Here is an 18,900-nt window from a genome sequence, read left to right as displayed (position 1 = left end):
CAGGAGTCGGTAGTTGGTGCACCTCGCTGAGGGCGCTTGCCACCGACTTTTGACTACCGACTACCGAACAAAAATAGACCAATCACATGAAAGTACGCATGAAGCCCCAGTTCCTCAAGGATATCAAGGGGTATAACAAAGAGACATTCTTCAAAGACCTCACTGCCGGAATCATCGTAGGCGTAGTGGCGTTGCCACTGGCTATCGCCTTCGGTATCGCTAGTGGCGTATCCCCTACAGAGGGGTTGATTACCGCCATTGTTGGAGGTCTACTGGTATCACTCTTCGGAGGTTCTAAAGTGCAGATAGGAGGGCCTACTGGCGCCTTTATTGTCATTGTCTATGGTATTATCCAGAAGTTCGGGATCGATGGGCTTGCCCTGGCCACCATTATGGCGGGAATCATGCTCATGGCACTCGGACTATTCCGTCTGGGCTCTATGATTAAGTTTGTCCCATATCCCATTATCGTAGGTTTTACCGCAGGTATTGCCGTTACCATCTTCACTACACAGGTCAAAGACCTCTTCGGGCTGCAGGTCACCGAGCTACCAGGCGACTTCCTCGGTAAGTGGCAGGCGTACTTCCAAGCCTTTGGTACCACCTCATGGCTAGCGCTCCTTTTCGGAGTACTCACCGTGCTTATCATTGTCCTCGTCCCCAGAGTGAATAAAAATATACCCGCCTCGCTCCTCGCTCTTATCGTGCTCACGATAGCCAGCGTAGTGCTGGGCGCTATGGGCTTGACACGTCCTGAAAACATTGGCGACCGCTTCACCATCGAAGCGGGTCTCCCCAGTCTTGTATTCCCCGAGATAACCGTGGAGCGTCTGCAGCTCCTCTTCCCCTCGGCAGTCACTATCGCCATGCTCGGTGCTATTGAGAGTCTCCTCAGTGCCTCAGTAGCGGATGGTGTGATAGGCGCTCGGCACGACTCTAATCAGGAACTCGTGGGGCAGGGGATTGCCAACCTCGTGGTGCCTTTTGTGGGGGGTATACCGGTCACCGGTGCTATTGCCCGTACCATGACCAATATCAATAGCGGTGGCAAGACCCCCGTGGTAGGTATGATTCATGCCGTGGTACTCCTCCTGATTATGCTAGTGCTCTCGCCTCTCACTAGCCATATCCCAATGGCGGTCTTGGCAGGCGTGCTCGTGGTGGTCTCTTATAATATGAGTGGGTGGCGCTCCTTCGCCGCTATCTTCAGGGGACCAAAGGGCGATGCTATCGTGATGGTCATTACCTTCCTCCTCACTGTGCTTATCGACCTTACTGTAGCGATTGGTATCGGAATGATTGTGGCCATCCTGATTCTCCTAAGTCGCGTGCTCAAAGCATCGGAAATCAATCTCTTGGATAACCAGCGCCAACACCCCGAGGAGCCCAAGCTACACTTGCCCAAGTGCGTGGAGGTGTACGAAATAGACGGACCTTTCTTCTTCGGTATCGCCAATAGGTTCGACGAGACCATGCGCTCCATGAACGATAATCCCCGTGTGCGCATCATCCGCATGCGTCGCGTCCCTTTTGTGGATAGTACCGCGTTACACAACCTCAAGACTATGATAGAACTGCACCGCGAGAGTAATACTCAGGTCATTCTATCAGGCGTCCAAGATAATGTGCTAGAGGCCCTTCGCCTCTCTGGCGTGGTGAAGCTCCTAGGAGACGATAACATTACCCCACATATCGATCTCGCACAGAAGCGAGCCCTAGAGTTCGTGGCAGAGCACTACCCCCAGGATTATCAGAAGTGGATAGCGTATGAAGATAGGCAAGGTTGATCTAGGGCGGCGCCCCCTCTTCTTGGCGCCAATGGAGGATGTAACCGATGCATCGTTTCGGCTCATCGCTCGGGAGTTTGGCGCCAATGTAGTGGTCACCGAGTTCGTCAATGCCGATGCCATTATCCGCTCTATCCCTAGCACGCTTCGGAAGATGGTGGTGGCAGATCAGGAGCGCCCCGTAGCGATTCAGCTCTATGGGCGAGATGCCTACACGATGAGCGAGGCTGCCAAGGTGGCTGAGGCGGCTGCCCCAGAGTTTATAGATATCAACTTCGGTTGCCCTGTGAAGCGTGTGGCAGGTAAGGGCGCAGGGGCAGGACTTCTGCGAGATATCCCTCTGATGCTCGAGATTATTAGAGCGGTGGTAGGGGCGGTAGCGCTCCCCGTAACGGTCAAGACACGACTGGGATGGGATGCGGAGCATATCATCATAGAGGAACTAGCCGAGCAAATCCAGGATGCCGGTGCAGCAGCCCTTACTATCCATGGGCGGACACGTGCCCAGATGTACAAGGGGGAAGCCGATTGGTCGCCTATCGCTCGGGTGAAGCAAAACTCCAATATTACCATTCCTATCATCGGGAATGGCGATGTCATCACCGGAGCCCAAGCGCTCGAGCGTTTCGAACAGACCGGTGTCGATGCCGTTATGGTGGGAAGAGGCGCCATTGGTCAGCCTTGGATATTCGAAGAGATGAGGGCAGTTGTGGATGGTCTGTCTGCACCAGAGCATCCTGAGGAGTGGTATGTGGAGGTGCTCAAGCGGCTACTCCACGAGAGCATCCTAAAGTGCGAGAATGAGGTGAAAGGGATTCTACACTTCCGCCGTCATCTAGCGCTCACCCCAATATTCAAGGGAATACCCGACTTCAAGAACCACCGTATAGCTATGCTTCGTGCCGAAACGGAGGTGGAATTGCTCCGTCTCATGGACGAAGCCTTGGCGCTCAAGCTCGGGAGCCTTCTCTGACTCCGTTAGGGGAATTGCCCATTGTGCCCCAATGGCGAAAGCCCACTTTGCGTGCCTCATGGGCAGACTATCGCCTCCGCTTGTCGTATCTCGCAAAATCTTTGATGGCTCAAGCCTTTTCGTGAGACCCTATATCAGCGAAATTTATTCCTAGGAATAAATTTTGTTGCTCGCCTGAGTCGCAATGACGACTCAGGCGAGCGGTTTTCATTAAGGGGTAATTGAGGGGTGAGGAATCTATTTTATCCGTCATATCGGGTTAAACTGCATAAATATCCTAAATGGGTTTTGCTCTTCGGAAATAATTTGTATCTTGCGGTCGATTGAAGTGTTTTATCTGTGGAGATAAGCTGTTCAAAACCTTGATTGGCTTGATCTTTAGATAAAATTCTAGCAGTCATCAGCACACTTTATTCGCCTTTTCATAGGCGGGTTTGATACGTTATTTTTAAGTTTAAAAGGTAATGACAGGTAGAATTGTACTTGCTCTATGCACTTGCTTTGCGCTTGCTGGACTTACCAGTGCTCAAGTGCCGCCAAGGCAGACCAAGCAGACTACGAGTAAGAGTCCCAAAGTGGCGACGACAGCTCCACCCAAAGAGGGCGGTAGTATCACGGAGATGGCTAGTTTGCTAGCAGATAACAACGGCTTTCTGGACAAGAAGAAAATCTCGGACTACTCCAAGGCCATCAATAAGGAGATGGGGTACGACGTGATTAGCGAAGAGGACTTGGAGTTCCCCTCAGTAGATCTCTACGGTGTAGAGTCTTGGCATAGCGATGCCGTTAATCCTTTTATTGGAAGTATCAGAGCCGATGTGCCTGATTCGTTTGTTGTGGATCTCACACAGTTTGTTTATCCCCTAGACGAGCTCAAGCGCGTGACGAGTAAATTTGGTTACCGTCGTCGCTTTCGTAGGATGCATTACGGTATTGACATCTCGGTAAGGGTTGGCGATACGATAAGGGCTGCCTTCGATGGTAAGGTACGTATGGTGGATTACGATGGAAGAGGTTACGGCAGGTATGTAGTAGTACGCCACACCAATGGGCTTGAGACTCTCTATGCGCACAATTCCCGTATCCTCGCTAAGGAGGATCAAGTGGTGCGTGCCGGAGACCCTATTGCATTGGGCGGTAATACCGGTAGGAGTACAGGTCCTCACCTCCACTTCGAGTGCCGATACCTAGGACAGGCGCTCAATCCTGAGAAGTTGATCAACTTTTATACTGGCGTGCCACAGTCTAGCGAGTACTTAGTGCTAGCGAAGAACTACAATGGAGGCAATGGCAAGGCTAGGATTTCTCGCTCCAGCGGTAGCCGTGGCGATGGTGTGAAGATGCACCGTGTAAGGCGAGGTGATACCCTTGCAGAGATAGCCAAGAGGTATGGGACTACGGTCTCAAAGATATGCAAGCTGAACCGTATAAGTGCTAGGACAACTTTGAAGGTGGGGCGTAGCCTCCGAGTGGGCTAACGAGAGATGACGTGCCATAGTGCGTTCTATGGTTTCATAGAATAGATAAGATAGAGGGCGTGCCTATGTGTTTTGTTTCGCAGAACCATTAGCACGCCCTCTCTTTTTGTCCGATCTTACTAGGTGGTGCGAATAGATGAATGGCGCCTTGGTGTGCCTATTGGACTTTAGTTGGTATTTACTTTTTATAGCAAAATATTGGTAAATTTGTAGCTCTATCAGAGAGCATAGAATATACATATTACATAGAGTGGTGAGATGAAGAGAGTGACCTTTTTCCAAGCGAGTGACAAACAGGTGTTTGCTGTAAGGCATAGCCATCCTATAGAGGGCGCAGATGAGCAAGCTCTACAGTGGCTGTTCGGCGGCGCTGTGCAGGTGGATCCATCTAGTCTGGGTGGCAATTATGTAGGGCCAAGAGCCGAACTCATTACCCCTTGGAGTACTACGGCAGTGGAGATAACCCAGAATATGGGTGTGGCAGCACGCTTGGGGATAGACCGCATAGAGTTCTTCACCCCTGTGGAGAGCGATGCTAAGTTCGATAAGATGCTCCTAAGGCGGTACAACGGACTAGCCGCCAATATCTTTGATTCCGCTGTTAATGAGCCTGAGCATATCATCGAGGTGAAGGATATCCGTAGCTACAACGAGGCGGAGGGGCTTGCGCTGAGCGATGAGGAGATAGAGTACCTAGAGCAGGTAGCTAAAGAGCTTGGGCGTCCGCTCACTGATAGCGAACTATTTGGCTTCTCTCAGGTCAATTCGGAACACTGTCGGCACAAAATCTTTGGCGGTACCTTCGTTATCGATGGGGTAGAGCAGGAGCGTTCGCTCTTCAAGATGATCAAAGAGACTTCGGCAGAGCATCCCAATAATCTCGTATCGGCATACAAGGATAATGTAGCATTCAACAAAGGACCAGAGGTGGAGCTATTCGCTCCTAAGAGCGCTACTGCGCCCGACTTCTTCCGTGTGCGCAAAGCCAAGTCTGTGCTCTCTCTCAAGGCCGAGACCCATAACTTCCCTACCACGGTAGAGCCTTTCAATGGCGCCGCTACTGGCTCTGGCGGTGAGATACGTGACCGACTAGCTGGTGGTAAAGCCAGTCTTCCACTTGCGGGTACAGCGGTATACATGACGCCTTACACCCGTGAGAACCATCAGCCATGGGAGCAGAGGATTTCGGCTCGTCCTTGGTTGTATCAGACGCCACAAGAGCTACTCACCAAGGCGAGCAACGGAGCAAGCGACTTCGGCAATAAGTTCGGTCAGCCCCTGATTACGGGTTCTGTCCTCACGTTTGAGCACCAAGAGGGTGCCGCTACATGGGGTTACGACAAAGTGATCATGCTAGCTGGCGGTATCGGGTTTACCACAGAGCGCGATGCCCTCAAGGGAGAGGCAGAGCCTGGCGATAAGATCGTGGTGATGGGTGGCGACAACTACCGCATCGGCATGGGTGGAGGCGCTGTCTCTTCTGTCAATACCGGTCAGTACGAAGACGCCATAGAGCTCAACGCCGTTCAGCGATCCAACCCCGAGATGCAGAAGAGGGTCGCCAACGTGATCCGTGCGATGGCAGAGGGGGATATCAACCCCATCGTCTCTATCCACGATCATGGCGCTGGCGGGCACCTCAATTGCCTGAGCGAGCTAGTGGAGACACAGGGCGGTAGGATATATATCGATAAATTGCCAGTAGGTGATCCATCGCTTTCTGCCAAGGAGATTATCTCCAATGAGAGCCAAGAGCGCATGGGGCTACTCGTGAAGCCGGGCGATATCGATGGGCTTCAGAAGATTGCCGAGCGCGAGAAGGCACCTTTCTATGTAGTAGGCGAGGCAACTGGCGATATGGAACTAACGTTTGAGCAACCCGATGGTAGGAAGCCATTCGATATGAAGCTCGACCAGCTCTTCGGCTCAGCGCCCAAGACGATAATGACCGATACCACGCTCGAACAGACCTTCTCCGAGCCAGCGGCAGAGGTACTCGCTTCGGATAAGTTCGCAGAGCACCTTCGCAACGTCCTCGCTCTCGAAGCCGTAGGTAATAAAGATTGGCTCACCAATAAGGTAGACCGCTCGGTGACAGGTAAGGTAGCACGCCAGCAGTGTGTAGGACCTCATCAGTTGCCACTAGCGGATCTAGGCGCCATGGCACTGGACTACCAGGGTAAGGCGGGTATTGCCACCACGATCGGACATGCGCCACAAGTGGCGATGGCAAACGCTCCTGCAGGTAGCCGAATGGCGATTGCCGAGGCGCTCACCAATATCATAGGCGCTCCGCTAAAGGAAGGTCTCAAGAGCGTATCCCTCTCTGCCAACTGGATGTGGCCGTGCAGAAACGAAGGCGAGAACGCTCGTCTCTACTCCGCTGTACGTGCGGCAAGTGACTTTGCTAAGGCACTAGGCGTAAATATTCCCACAGGTAAGGACTCCCTCTCTATGACCCAGAAGTACCCCGATGGTAGCAAAGTGCTCTCTCCTGGCACACTGATAGTTTCGGCTGCAGGCGAGGTGTCGGACGTACAGAGGATTGTAGATGCCGCTTGGTACGGTAAGGGCACCATCTACCAGGTCGATCTCTCCCGCATGGAAGCGCGACTCGGTGGCTCGGCACTCTATCAGACCTTGGGCAAGATTGGTGCCGAGGTGCCAGATATTGCCGACCCGGCTTATTTCGTCAAGGCGTTTGGCGTGCTTCAGGAGGCGATGTCGCGTGGCTTCATCACCGCAGTACACGATATTAGTGCCGGTGGTGTCATCACCGCTCTCGTAGAGATGATGCTCGCCAATGGTAGAGGCGGTATCGAGATCAGCGCACCTACCGCTCAGGTCGCTACCTCGCTCTTTGCCGAGAATAGCGGACTATTGGTATTCACTACCGATGGTGCAGTGCTCGAGAACTATCTCTGCGGTAATGGCATAGAGTTCAACGCAATTGCCCAGACTACCGATACCCCTGTGCTCTCCATACAGAGTGCCGATCTCTCATTGCAGTGGACAATGGAGGAACTACTCCGTCAGTGGAGTGTGGCTACCGATGCTATGGAGCCTTACCAGACCAAAGCCGCTGCTGCCGAGGCAAGACAAGCCAACCGCGGCAAGCAACCACTCAAGTTCGTGATCCCATCCAGCATCAATACCCTCCGCCCACAGCGCGAAGAGGATATGCGTAGTGGTGTCACCGCAGCTATTATTCGCGACAAGGGCACCAATGGAGAACGAGAGATGGCTTACGCTCTCTACCTTGCTGGGTTCGATGTCAAGGATGTGCACATGTCCGATCTCATGACCGGCAGAGAGACCCTTGAGGGCGTCCAATTGATAGTCTTCTGTGGCGGATTCTCCCACTCCGATGTCTTGGGTAGCGCTAAGGGCTGGGCCGCAGGCGTTAAGTACAACGACAAAGCTAGGCGAGCACTCGATAAATTCTACGCTCGTAAGGATACCCTATCACTGGGTATCTGCAACGGCTGTCAGCTCATGGGCGAGCTGGAGCTCCTTTATCCCGAGCACGAGTCTAAGCACAAGATGGCACATAATGCCTCAGGCAAGTTTGAGAGTAGCTTTGTTTCCCTCACCATCCCTGAGAACAACTCCGTCTTCCTCAGTTCACTCGCTGGCACTACAGTAGGGTGTTGGGTTGCCCACGGTGAAGGGCGTTTCGACCTCCCCTACGGTCTGGAGCAGTACAACATAGCTGCCCAGTACACCTACGATGCCTACCCAGCCAACCCCAACGGTTCGCCCGCAGGTATCGCAGCGCTCGCCAGTGCCGATGGTCGCCATCTTGCCATGATGCCACACCCAGAGCGTAGCATCTTCCCATGGCAATGCGGCTATTACCCCGAGGATAGGCACGACGAAGTTACCCCTTGGTTCACCATGTTTACCAACGCCTATAACTGGCTGAAGAAGTAAGAGCCGGAAGTAAGAATAAGTAGTGGCTATGCGGGGCAGCCCCTGTATAGCCACTTTTTTATTGCCGATAAATGGTATCTTTGTAGGGGGAGACGATTATTCTAAGTGCTATGAAGAGAGTGAGGATAGTGGCAGAAGCCTCTGTGCCCTATGTAAAGGGCGTGCTGGAGGATTTGGGAGAGATGACCTACCTACCGTCGGCGGAGTTTACGCCAGAGACGATAAAGGGGGCAGACTGGTTGATTGTACGCAGCATCACCAAGTGCAATAGGGCGCTCCTGGAGGGTTCTAGCGTGAAGCTGATTACCTCTGCTACCATTGGCTTTGACCATATCGATACCGCCTACTGCCAAGAGGCAGGCATCACGTGGTACGCTGCCCCGGGCTGTAATGCCGAGGCGGTGGCGCTCTACTTTGCCTCCGCCATCGCCCTCCTTGCCACAGAGAGCGGTTTCGATCCTCGGGGTAAGGTGCTTGGCATCGTAGGTGTAGGCAATGTCGGACGCCTTATAGAGCGCAATGCCAAAGCCCTCGGCATGGAGGTATTGCGCAACGACCCTCCACGCGCTGCGCAAGAGGGTGCCGATGGGTTCGTAAGCCTGCATGAGATAGCTACCCGCTCCGATGTGATTGCTTTCCATACCCCGCTGACTAAGGAAGGGCAGTACAAGACGGTGCACCTCCTCGATGATAACTTTATCGATGCACTCGAGCGAAAGCCTATCGTGATGAATGCTTGCCGAGGTCCCGTGACGGACAATGGGGCGCTCTTCAGGGGGCTACGCCAAGGGCGCATAGAGCGCACCATAATAGACTGTTGGGAGGGCGAGCCTCACCCCTCGGAGGCACTCCTCGATGCCACTTGGCTCGCCACCCCTCATATCGCAGGTTTTTCTGCCCAAGGCAAGGCCAATGGCGCCCGCACCTGTGTAGATCACGGTCTGGCGTACTTCGGGCTTAGCACCAAGCGCAGGGGGCTTCTCTATCCCCCCGAATTGGGCGACCCTACTTTGCACCTTACCAGTTCGCAACCCCTATATGAAGCCCTTCTACAGTGCTTCGATATCCGAGCTATCGACCGTAATTTCCGTAGCAATAGGCACCAGTTCGAGGCGCTTCGTCGCACCCATCCCTATCCCTACGAGCCCTCGCAGTATCGTCTTTATGCCGATGAACTTGGCGGTGAAGTCGACTCCGCACGAGCCTTAGGCTTTGATATACTGGAGCGATGAAGGTATTGCTCCTCAATACCTATCCCCGTGGGGGCGGTGCCGCTGTGGCAGTTCGCCGAGCACAGGAAGCGCTCGAGCGGGCAGGTATGGAGGTGAGAGTGCTCTGGGGCACCGACTTTGGTCTTCGCCACAAGGCAGCATTCTTTGCCGAGCGTGCCGATGTCTTCCATGCCGTTCACTACAACCGTTCTCAGTTGTTTCGGTTCTCCACTGCTTCCCGAGGGGTGGATATCGCACACCATCCTTGGGTAGAGTGGGCGGAGATAATCCATATCCATTGGGTGCAGCAGGGGTTCCTCTCGCTTCAAGGACTACAACGCCTCTTGAGCCTTCAAGGTAAACGATTCTTCTGGACACTTCACGACCTCTGGGCGCTCACCGGAGGGTGCCACATCCCTTACGTTATCGGGCAGGATGGGCAGACCTCTTTCTGCGAAGCCTTTAGGAGCCACTGCGGTCATTGTCCCCTTTTGGGCAGCCGCAAGATGCAGGACCGCAGCTTCAGGGTCTTTGATCAGAAAGCTCAGTTACCGCTCCACAAAGTGCATGTGGTGGGGGTCAGCCATGCCCTCGCTACCTATGCACGGCATGCCAAACTCTTTGCAGAGAGTAGGGTGACAGCACTCCCAAATCCTATTGATCTTGATCGTTTCAAACCCCAGCCCCCCTCCTCACCTACTACCGAACGTAAACTCCTCTTTGTGGCTGCTCGTGCCGATGACCCTGTGAAAGGGCTCGACCTTTGCCGTGCCATGCTGAGGCATGCTGTCCGCCACTCCGAATACTTCGAGCGAGAAGCGCACCTCTACATCGTGGGAGAGGTGAAAGAGCACACCGCTCTCGAGGGTTTCCCTATCCGAGTTACCCACCTAGGGTGCCTAGAGCAAGCTCAGTTGATTCAGCTCTATCAGGAAGCCACCCTTTTGCTCTGCACCTCACGCTTCGAATCGCTCGTGACCACCCTAGTGGAGGGGATAGCCTGTGGTGTGCCGGCAGTAGCCTTCGAAGTGGGCGGCATGGCAGATATCATCCAGCCCGAGCAGGGCAATGGCGCCCTGATTGCGCCTTACGACCTAGAGGCTATGGCACTCGCTGTGGTGGAGTGGAGCGAGCCTCAGCGCCCACGAGCCCCCTTCGCTATCGCTGCTACCGTGCAGCACTTTGCCCAAGAGATAGTGGGGCAAAAGCTGGTACAGCTCTACCTCGATACGCCTCAGTAGAGCCGCACCGTTCTCTCGCCTGAGCAACCAAATTTATTCCTAGAGATAAATAAATTTATTTGTACAGATAAATAAATTTATTCCTAGGAATAAATTTTGCTGATATAGGGTATTAGTGAAAGGTATGAGCGATAACAATTTAGGGGAACATAGTCAATGGGGGATTTTGCTTATCGTAGCTTGCTCACCACGGTCTCGGGCTTCGCCCTCAACTGAGGCCACCGAACACTGCGCTAATATGCTCTATTTCGGACTTGGACTGTGGTGAAACATTAGTGCGGTCAAGCCCCCTTGCCTATGGGCTACCTTCGGTTTAGGGGGTTTGGGGGCTGACCCTCTCCCCTGATTTAGGGGACTCGGACTTCTCGGAGGGGTCAGAGGCTTGGGGAGCAGGGGGCTTGCCTTTCGGAGAAATTGGGTACATTTGTAGGATAGTATGCTAAGTGGATATTTTATGAGAGTGAGATCAATTTTGATAGGAATGGTGTTGGCGTTGCCTATGATGGCAGTGGCTCAGACACCTAATAATAAGACCCAACAAAAGGTGGGGAGAGCGCAGGAGGTTTTTGCCTCTGTGCTGGCAGGTGCTTCGGGCTACTATGTCGATACCATAGACGTGCAGAAGGTGAGTACCAGGGGTATCAATGCGATGCTGAGCCAGTTGGATCCCTACACCGAGTATATTCAGGAGAAGGATGCGGAGGACTTCCAGATGCTTACCACGGGTGAGTACGCTGGTATCGGCGCTTATATCCAGTTGGTCGATAGCACGGTGTACGTGCAGTATCCTATGCCAGGTAGTCCTGCGGAGAAGGCTGGATTGGGCATGGGTGATGCCTTTCTAGAGATCGACGGGGTAAGTGTCGTGCCTGGTACACCTGCCATGGTGAGTGGGAAGCTTAAGGGGCCGGTAGGCACGACGGTAAAGGTGAAGGTGAAGCGCCTTGGTAAGAGTGCGCCTGAGGAGTTTACCATTGTCCGCGGCAATGTGGTCGTGGATCAGGTGGTGTACAGGGGTATGTATGCAGATGGGGTAGGGTATATCAGGTTGTCTAGCTTCACCACACGCAGTGCCGATGATGTGAAGCGAGCTTATGAAGAGCTCAATAAGGGCGGTAAGATGAAGTCCCTTATCCTCGACCTCCGCAGTAATGGTGGCGGTGTGATGGATGGCGCTATAGATATCCTCAGTATGTTTGTGCCCAAGGGCACCAAGGTGCTCTACACCAAAGGGCGATTGCCTCAGACCTCACAGGAGTATTTTACCGAGCAGGAGCCTATTGCACTAGATATCCCACTTGTGGTGATGATCAATGGCGGCAGTGCTTCGGCGAGCGAGATAGTGGCAGGGGCACTCCAAGACCTCGATAGAGCGGTACTCGTTGGTTCCAAGAGCTTTGGCAAGGGGCTGGTGCAGAGTACACTGCCCGTGCCTTATGATGGCATCCTCAAGGTGACGGTCTCACGCTACCACATCCCTAGTGGTAGGTGTATCCAGCAGCTCGACTACTCGCACCGCAATCCCGATGGTTCGGTCGCCGCTGTGCCCGATAGTCTTACGCAGGTGTTCAAGACGGTTGGCGGCAGAGAGGTACGCGATGGCGGCGGTATTCGTCCCGATATAGAGATTGAGGGCGAGACCCTCGACGCCATCGTATTTGCCATGAGCAATCAAGGCAGGCTCTTCGAGTTTGTCAATCAGCTCTACCTAGAGCGCCCCAAGACGACCAAGCTCTCCGATGTGGTGATTACCGATGAGGATATCGACCGCTTCGTCACCTACTTGGAGCAGAATGACTTCGAATATGGCGAAATGAGCAAGGAGGCACTTGGCGCTGTGGAGCGTATGGCAGAATTCGAGGGGTATAAAGAGCAGGCTAAGGAGGCTTTCGCGAAGCTCAAAGAGGTGCTCACCCCATCGCTCCGTAGAGATATGGAGCCTAGCCGAGAGCAAGTGAAACGGATGATGCGAGGGCTACTAGCTCAGCACTACTTCGGTCAGGAGGGGCAGTATGCCGTTACTCTGGAGAGCGACCCTACGATGAAGGGAGCACTGGAGGTATTGACCGACACCACTAAGTACCATAATATCCTAAAGGGCAATAAGCAGTGAGCAAGAAGAACTGGGGCGGCATGGTCTTCTCCACGAATAGTGACCTGATGGCGCAACTGGATAAGGAGGAGGTGGTAGAGACCGCTCTCCCTGCCGAACAACGCCTAGTGGTGCGCCGCGATAATAAGGGCAGAAAGGGCAAGATGGTGACTCTCGTGGAGGGGTTCTCCGGTAGCGATGACGATCTTCAGGCACTCGGGAAGCGCTTGAAGGTAGCCTGCGGTGTGGGAGGTAGCGCCAAGGATGCCGAGATCATCATTCAGGGCGAGCTCGTGGAGCGGGTGCACACACTGCTCCTAGAGTGGGGCTACACCAAGAGTAAGCGGAGGTAAGGAGCTATGGGGCTGACAATATACAAGGCATCGGCAGGTAGTGGCAAGACCTATACCCTAGTGAAGGCGTATCTGGATTTGCTTCTACAGAGCAAGAGCAACGATACCTATAGGAGTATTTTGGTCGCCACCTTTACCAATAAAGCGACTTCCGAACTGCGCGAACGTATTGTTCGGGAGCTGCGGGAGCGTATGCAGCGGGGCGGAGCTGAGGGAATGCGTGCTCGGCAGGTGCTGGAGCAAATCTTGCTGGACTATGACGCGCTGAGGGTGCAGACGATAGACTCCTTTTTCCAAGAGGTAGTCCGCAGTTTCGCTTTCGAACTATTGCAGACGGGCGCTAACGCTAGTGCCGATGTCGACCTCGATAGGGATAGCGCCATCGAACTATCGGTAGACCAATTGCTGGTACGCCTTGATGGCGAGGAGCTACAGTGGATAGAGCAGCTCCTAGTGGGCAAAGCGGAGGAGGGAGAGAATATTGACCTGAGGGGTGAAGTGGTGAAGCTGGCCAAGAAGATACTCTATAACCCCAATGTTAGGGGGCGTGACCTGAGTGGGTTCGACGCCTCTAAGGTTCAGGCGGCTATAGATGAACTGACGGCTAAGCGCGAGACGATTCTTGCTGAGGTGGGCGAGCAGTTTGTCCCTCTACGGGAATGGCTAGAGGCGCACAAGGATATCTTGGAGCATAGTAAACTTAAGTTCCTCCTCTCTCTCTACCATAGTGAGCTTGAAAAACTACTGAGGGACAAGTACTCGAACCCTGACAAGTTAATTTATCATGGCAATGTAAATATAGATAAAGACGTTTTTATCGTATCTACCTCATTAAAGGACCCCGAGATGAGGGCTAAACTCATATCGGAGCAATCCACAGTTAAGCCGCTCCTTCAGCAGGCTCAGGCAGCAGTAGATGCGAACTGGCAGGAGTTCCAATTGGCAGAAATCCTATTGCAGCACCTATCGCTGCTTCCGCTCTTCAGTAGCTTGCAGGAGACCATCAAGCGCTATCAGGAGGAGCACAATATAATATTGATCGATGAGATTAACTTCCTACTCGATCAGGTGATCGCTGGGGCGTCGGCACCCTTTATCTACGAAAGGGTAGGCGGACGTATACGCCACTATATGATTGACGAGTTTCAGGATACGAGCGGTATACAGTGGGACAACTTCCGAGCGCTACTCCTCGAGGCTATTGCTCAGCAAGGGAGCGACGGACATTCCTTGGAGAGCTTCCTCGTAGGCGATGTAAAGCAGAGTATCTATCGCTTTCGTGGTACCGATAGCTCGCTCCTCAATAGCGGCGTGGAGCAAGACGAGGATTTCAAGAGCCAGATTACCTCTTGCGCCTTAGAGAACAACTGGCGAAGCGATCACAACATAGTGGAGTTTAATAACCAGTTTTTCTACGACAGCTACCACTTCTGCACCCACACCGATGGCATGGTCTCTTCGCACGAGTTCGATAAGATCTACAAGCCGGAGGAAGAGAAGGAGGTCAAACAAGGGAAACGCTACAATGGGGGAGAGGGCAGAGGTTATGTCCGTTTCGAATATATCGAAAAGCCGAAGGGCAAGGAGGAGAGTGCGGAACTAAGAGCGCGACTACGGGAGACCCTACTTACGCTACAGCGAGACGAGGGGTACCAAGCTGGGGATATTGCTTTTATTGTGCGGAAAAACGAAGAGGCGGAAAAGATAGCCGATATGCTCACGAGCTTCGCGCAGGAGGCTGAGGAGGGGGAGCAGCACTACTATTCATTTATCTCCGATGAAGCACTGAAGATCAATAACGCTCAGACGGTGCGCCTACTCACCTCGCTTTTCCAATTGCTCGGTGACCCAGGTAACTCTAATTACCAAACTCTCTACGAGGTGGCTTGCCTCATGCTGGGGCTAATGGAGCAAGAGGAGCAAGCTGAGCTACTAAAGCTCTGCAAGGGCGGGCGCTCGCTCCTTGAGATAGCACACACAGTACTTCGGAAGATAACGGTGCCTATGGGTGAGGAGCTATACGTCAATGCCTTCCTCGACTTGCTATTTGAGTACACGCAGAATAATATCGCCACCTACCAACAGTTCGGTGAATGGTGGCGGCATGTGGGTGTCGGGAAGGAGATAACCATGGGGCGCAAGACCTCGGATAGGATACAAATCCTTACGATACACAAGGCAAAGGGACTGGAGTTCCCTATTGTAATCATGCCCTATGTGGGTTGGAAATATTATAAGGATAATGCCCAGATGATTGAGATATTGGGGAAAGACGAACTTCCCGAGGGGTTCCTCTCGGAGCCGCTCGACTTTTACCTTTTCGATGGTAAACCCAATAAGAGCCACCTCAATTCACTACTAAGCAATAGGTACAATAAGATACTCGAGGAGATCTATCTCGACCAGCTCAACCTACTCTACGTCGCCTTCACTCGCCCTATCAATAGGCTCTACCTCTTCACGCACGAGGCAGATAAGGTGGGTAGCAATAGCAACTCGCTCAATAACGTCTCCATTATCCTCTATGATAGGCTCAAGACCATCGAAGGGATACAACAGACGGGCAACGTATGGACATTTGGCCACCCCACTCCTAAGCGAGAACCGGCGGAGACGTGCCATGGTCCGCTGGTGCTCAACCCACACTACAAGCGTGAGCTCCCCAATCTCCCCGAGCTTAGGGTGGCTAAGCCCACCAGCGAAAGCGCCATCTATGGTATCACGATGCACGATGCCATGGCGCGCGCACTTACCCCAGAGCAGTTCCGCGATGCGATCCAGCGCCTAGGTCGAGCGGATGAGGCTGAGCTCCTCGATCACTTCGACCAAGCGCTCCAAGACCCTCTTGTGGCTTCGTGGTTCGCTCCTACGGAGGAGCGCAAGATACTGGTGGAGCAGCGGATAGGCACCGCAAAAGGCACTTATCGCCCCGATAGAGTGGTGGTCGAGGGCAATGAAGCCACGGTAATCGACTTCAAGTTTGCCCACCCTCTCCTAGAGCATCGTGCCCAAGTGCTAGGCTACATGGAGCTACTACGCCAACTAGGCTATTCCGTGCGCGGCTATCTCTGGTATTGGCACCAGACGCAGCAGATACAAGAAGTAAAATAGACCAATCATGAATACAATATTAGGTAAGACCCTAGCACAGCTCGAAGAGCTGGTGAAGGGCTTGGGACAACCCCGATTCAGGGGACGGCAAATAGCCGAGTGGCTCTACCAGAAGAGGGTCACCTCGTTCGATGAGATGACCAACCTCCCCAAGGAGTTACGGCAGAAGCTCTCCGAGAGCTACACCATAGGGCGCACCGCTCCTGCCCTCACCCAGACCTCCTCCGACCGCACGGAGAAGTACCTCTTCCCACTACTCGCCAATCCTGAGCTGCAGTTCGAGACGGTCTACATCCCCGATGGCGACCGTGCTACCCTCTGTGTAAGTAGTCAGGTAGGGTGCAAGATGAATTGCTCTTTCTGCGCTACGGGCAAGATGGGCTGGATCGCCAACCTCACGAGTGCCGACATCATCAATCAGGTGCTCAGCATGCCCTATCCCGATGAGCTGACCAATATGGTATTCATGGGGATGGGCGAACCGCTCGACAACTACTCTGCCGTGGCGCAGGTGATTGAGATACTCACCGCCGACTACGGCTTTGGCTGGAGCCCTAAGCGCATCACCGTGAGCACTATCGGGGTAAAGGAGGGGCTCAAGAAGCTTCTTGCCGAGCAGAGTGTGCATGTGGCGATTAGTATCCACAACGCGATCCCAGAGGAGCGCCTCGCCCTTATGCCAGTGGAGAAAGCCTTCCCCATCAGCACGGTGATCAATACCCTCAAGGGGTACGACTTCTCGGGGCAGCGAAGGCTCTCCTTCGAGTACATCCTATTTGAGGGCATCAACGATAGTAAGTTGCACGCCGAGCGACTCATAGCACTACTCCGACCCCTCGATTGTAGGGTGAACCTTATTCGCTACCACGCCATCCCTGGTATCCCCTACCATACGCCTAGCGCTGAGAAGGTGCAGTGGTTTGAAGACCAGCTCAACAACAGAGGGCTCAGGACAACTACCCGACGCTCTCGTGGCGAAGATATCTCGGCAGCGTGCGGCATGCTCTCTACCGAGAACGAAGGTGAAGCGTCCCAGCCTGCAAAAGGAGGCGCACCAATAGAGACCTCCCTCTAGGGGAGACTGCGGGCTTTCTATGCAGCGACAAACTAAAGACCTTACCCATGGTCCCATAGCGAAACAGCTGGTACAGCTCTCGTTGCCTATCCTAGGCACCTCTTTCGTGCAGATGCTCTACAGCTTCACCGATATGGCATGGCTGGGGCGTCTCTCGCCCGAAGCGGTAGCCGCCACAGGCGCAGCATCGGTCTTCACTTGGCTTGCCAATTCGGTCTCGCTCCTCAATAAGGTCTCCTCCGAAGTAGGCGTAGCCAATGCCCTCGGGCGTAACGACGAAGCCGAAGCCCGTGCCTATGCCAGCCACACCTCTACCCTCGGCTTCCTCCTAGGTATGGGGGTATTGCTCCTCTACGGGCTAGGCGCAGAGGGGCTGATTGGCTTCTACAAGATGGCGTCGGATATTCATAGTGTGAGTGTCGACTACCTCCGGATTGCCTCGCTCGGCATGCCGCTCATCTTTATGATTGCTTCCTATACGGGCACGTACAATGCCACGGGGCACTCCAAGATACCTTTCGTTATTAATACCATAGGGCTCGGGATGAATATGCTCCTCGATCCCCTCTTTATCTTTGTCCTCGGAATGGAGGTCAAGGGTGCCGCCTGGGCTACAGTGCTTTCGCAAGCGGTAGTGCTGGTGATGCTCTTGGTGCAAGTGCACCATAGGGATAAGCTGCTCGGAGGGTTCCCCACACTCGTGCGCCTACAAAGGGGCGTGACGATCGCCATCTTCAAGATAGGCACTCCGGTAGCATTGCTCAATAGTCTATTCGCCTTTATAAATATGGGACTAGGGCGAGCCGCTTCGGTGTTTGGTGGGCATATTGGCGTGATGACACTCACCACTGGAGGGCAGCTCGAAGGACTTTGCTGGAATACCGCTCAGGGGTTCTCTACCGCCCTAAGTGCCTTTACGGGGCAGAACTACGGTGCACAGAAGCCCGAGCGCATCCGCTTAGGGGTGCGTTATACCCTAGCTCTATCTCTAGGTGTAGGCGTACTCGGCTTCCTCTTGTACTACTTCTGGGGCGAAGAGCTCTTTGCCCTTATCGTGCCCGATGTCGCCGCCTATACCGCTGGCGCCATTTACCTGAAGATACAGGCACTCCCTCAGATATTCAGCATGTTGGAGATTACGAGTCAAGGTTATTTCTATGGCGTTAGGCGTACTATTCCACCCGCTATTATCAGTATCGTAGGCAACTCCCTCCGAATCCCAGCAGCCCTTATCTTGCTGCCAATCACGCAGGATGTCAATACCCTATGGTGGATTATCGCAGCTAGTTCTACCCTCAAAGGGCTAGCCGCAGGGCTATGGTACCTCAGGGTGCGCTACCGAGCTTAAAACCCCGCTCCCCATCTCCACACTCGCCGCTCGCCTGAGCAAGCAAATTTATTCCTAGAGATAAATATATTTATTTGTACAGAAAAATAAATTTATTCCTAGGAATAAATTTCGCTGATATAGGGTATCAGAAAACGGCAAGAGCGATAACAATCGATGAGAGGTATAACTTATAGGGAGGGGGACTTTGTTTTGCGTAGCTCCCTTTCCACGGCCTCGGGCTTCGCCCTCAACCGAGGCGTGGAGTCAAGCCCCTTGCCTATGGGCTACCTTCGGTTTAGGGGGTTTGGGGGCTCGC

General features: G+C 53.5%; 11 protein-coding genes. All 11 read left to right on the top strand.

The features are described 5' to 3' along the window. The first annotated feature begins 86 nt into the window (after nt 1-86). Complete coding sequence (locus IX315_RS06790) at nt 87-1,787, top strand: SulP family inorganic anion transporter (RefSeq protein WP_211837292.1); 1,701 nt, start codon at nt 87-89, stop codon at nt 1,785-1,787. Further along, a complete protein-coding gene (dusB, locus tag IX315_RS06785) occupies nt 1,768-2,760 on the top strand; it encodes a tRNA dihydrouridine synthase DusB (protein ID WP_211637192.1) in 993 nt (330 codons plus the stop codon). Before IX315_RS06790 ends, dusB begins: the two co-directional genes overlap by 20 nt. A 464-nt stretch (nt 2,761-3,224) precedes the next feature. Beyond that, nucleotides 3,225-4,238, top strand: a complete 1,014-nt coding sequence (locus tag IX315_RS06780; protein ID WP_134849685.1) for a M23 family metallopeptidase — start codon at nt 3,225-3,227, stop codon at nt 4,236-4,238. A 258-nt stretch (nt 4,239-4,496) separates the two neighbouring features. Further along, complete coding sequence (gene purL, locus IX315_RS06775; protein ID WP_211642451.1) at nt 4,497-8,171, top strand: phosphoribosylformylglycinamidine synthase; 3,675 nt, start codon at nt 4,497-4,499, stop codon at nt 8,169-8,171. Between the two features lie 110 nt (nt 8,172-8,281). Further along, the gene (locus tag IX315_RS06770; protein WP_211642450.1) at nt 8,282-9,403 is read left to right on the top strand and encodes a 4-phosphoerythronate dehydrogenase; all 1,122 of its coding nucleotides are present in this window, start codon (nt 8,282-8,284) and stop codon (nt 9,401-9,403) included. Beyond that, nucleotides 9,400-10,623: a glycosyltransferase gene (locus IX315_RS06765; RefSeq protein ID WP_211830530.1), complete on the top strand. Its 1,224-nt coding sequence runs from the start codon at nt 9,400-9,402 to the stop codon at nt 10,621-10,623. The genes IX315_RS06770 and IX315_RS06765 overlap by 4 nt, the downstream gene beginning before the upstream one ends. A gap of 454 nt (nt 10,624-11,077) precedes the next feature. Further along, entirely contained in the window at nt 11,078-12,736 is a 1,659-nt protein-coding gene (locus IX315_RS06760) for a S41 family peptidase (RefSeq protein WP_244973113.1), read from the top strand. Beyond that, on the top strand, nt 12,733-13,068 hold the full coding sequence (locus IX315_RS06755) for a translation initiation factor (RefSeq protein WP_134849689.1): 336 nt from the start codon (nt 12,733-12,735) through the stop codon (nt 13,066-13,068). The genes IX315_RS06760 and IX315_RS06755 overlap by 4 nt, the downstream gene beginning before the upstream one ends. 6 nt (nt 13,069-13,074) lie before the next feature. Further along, nucleotides 13,075-16,179, top strand: a complete 3,105-nt coding sequence (locus IX315_RS06750) for a UvrD-helicase domain-containing protein (RefSeq protein WP_211837291.1) — start codon at nt 13,075-13,077, stop codon at nt 16,177-16,179. A 7-nt stretch (nt 16,180-16,186) separates the two neighbouring features. Next, nucleotides 16,187-17,254, top strand: coding sequence for a dual-specificity RNA methyltransferase RlmN (gene rlmN / locus IX315_RS06745; protein ID WP_018358970.1), 1,068 nt, complete (start codon nt 16,187-16,189; stop codon nt 17,252-17,254). A gap of 19 nt (nt 17,255-17,273) precedes the next feature. Then, complete coding sequence (locus IX315_RS06740; RefSeq protein ID WP_211640931.1) at nt 17,274-18,602, top strand: MATE family efflux transporter; 1,329 nt, start codon at nt 17,274-17,276, stop codon at nt 18,600-18,602. Nucleotides 18,603-18,900: the final 298 nt, after the last annotated feature.

It is taken from the genome of Porphyromonas levii (assembly GCF_018206105.1).
GTDB classification, from domain to species: Bacteria; Bacteroidota; Bacteroidia; order Bacteroidales; family Porphyromonadaceae; genus Porphyromonas_A; species Porphyromonas_A levii.
This window is presented reverse-complemented; position numbering and strand designations above follow the sequence as displayed.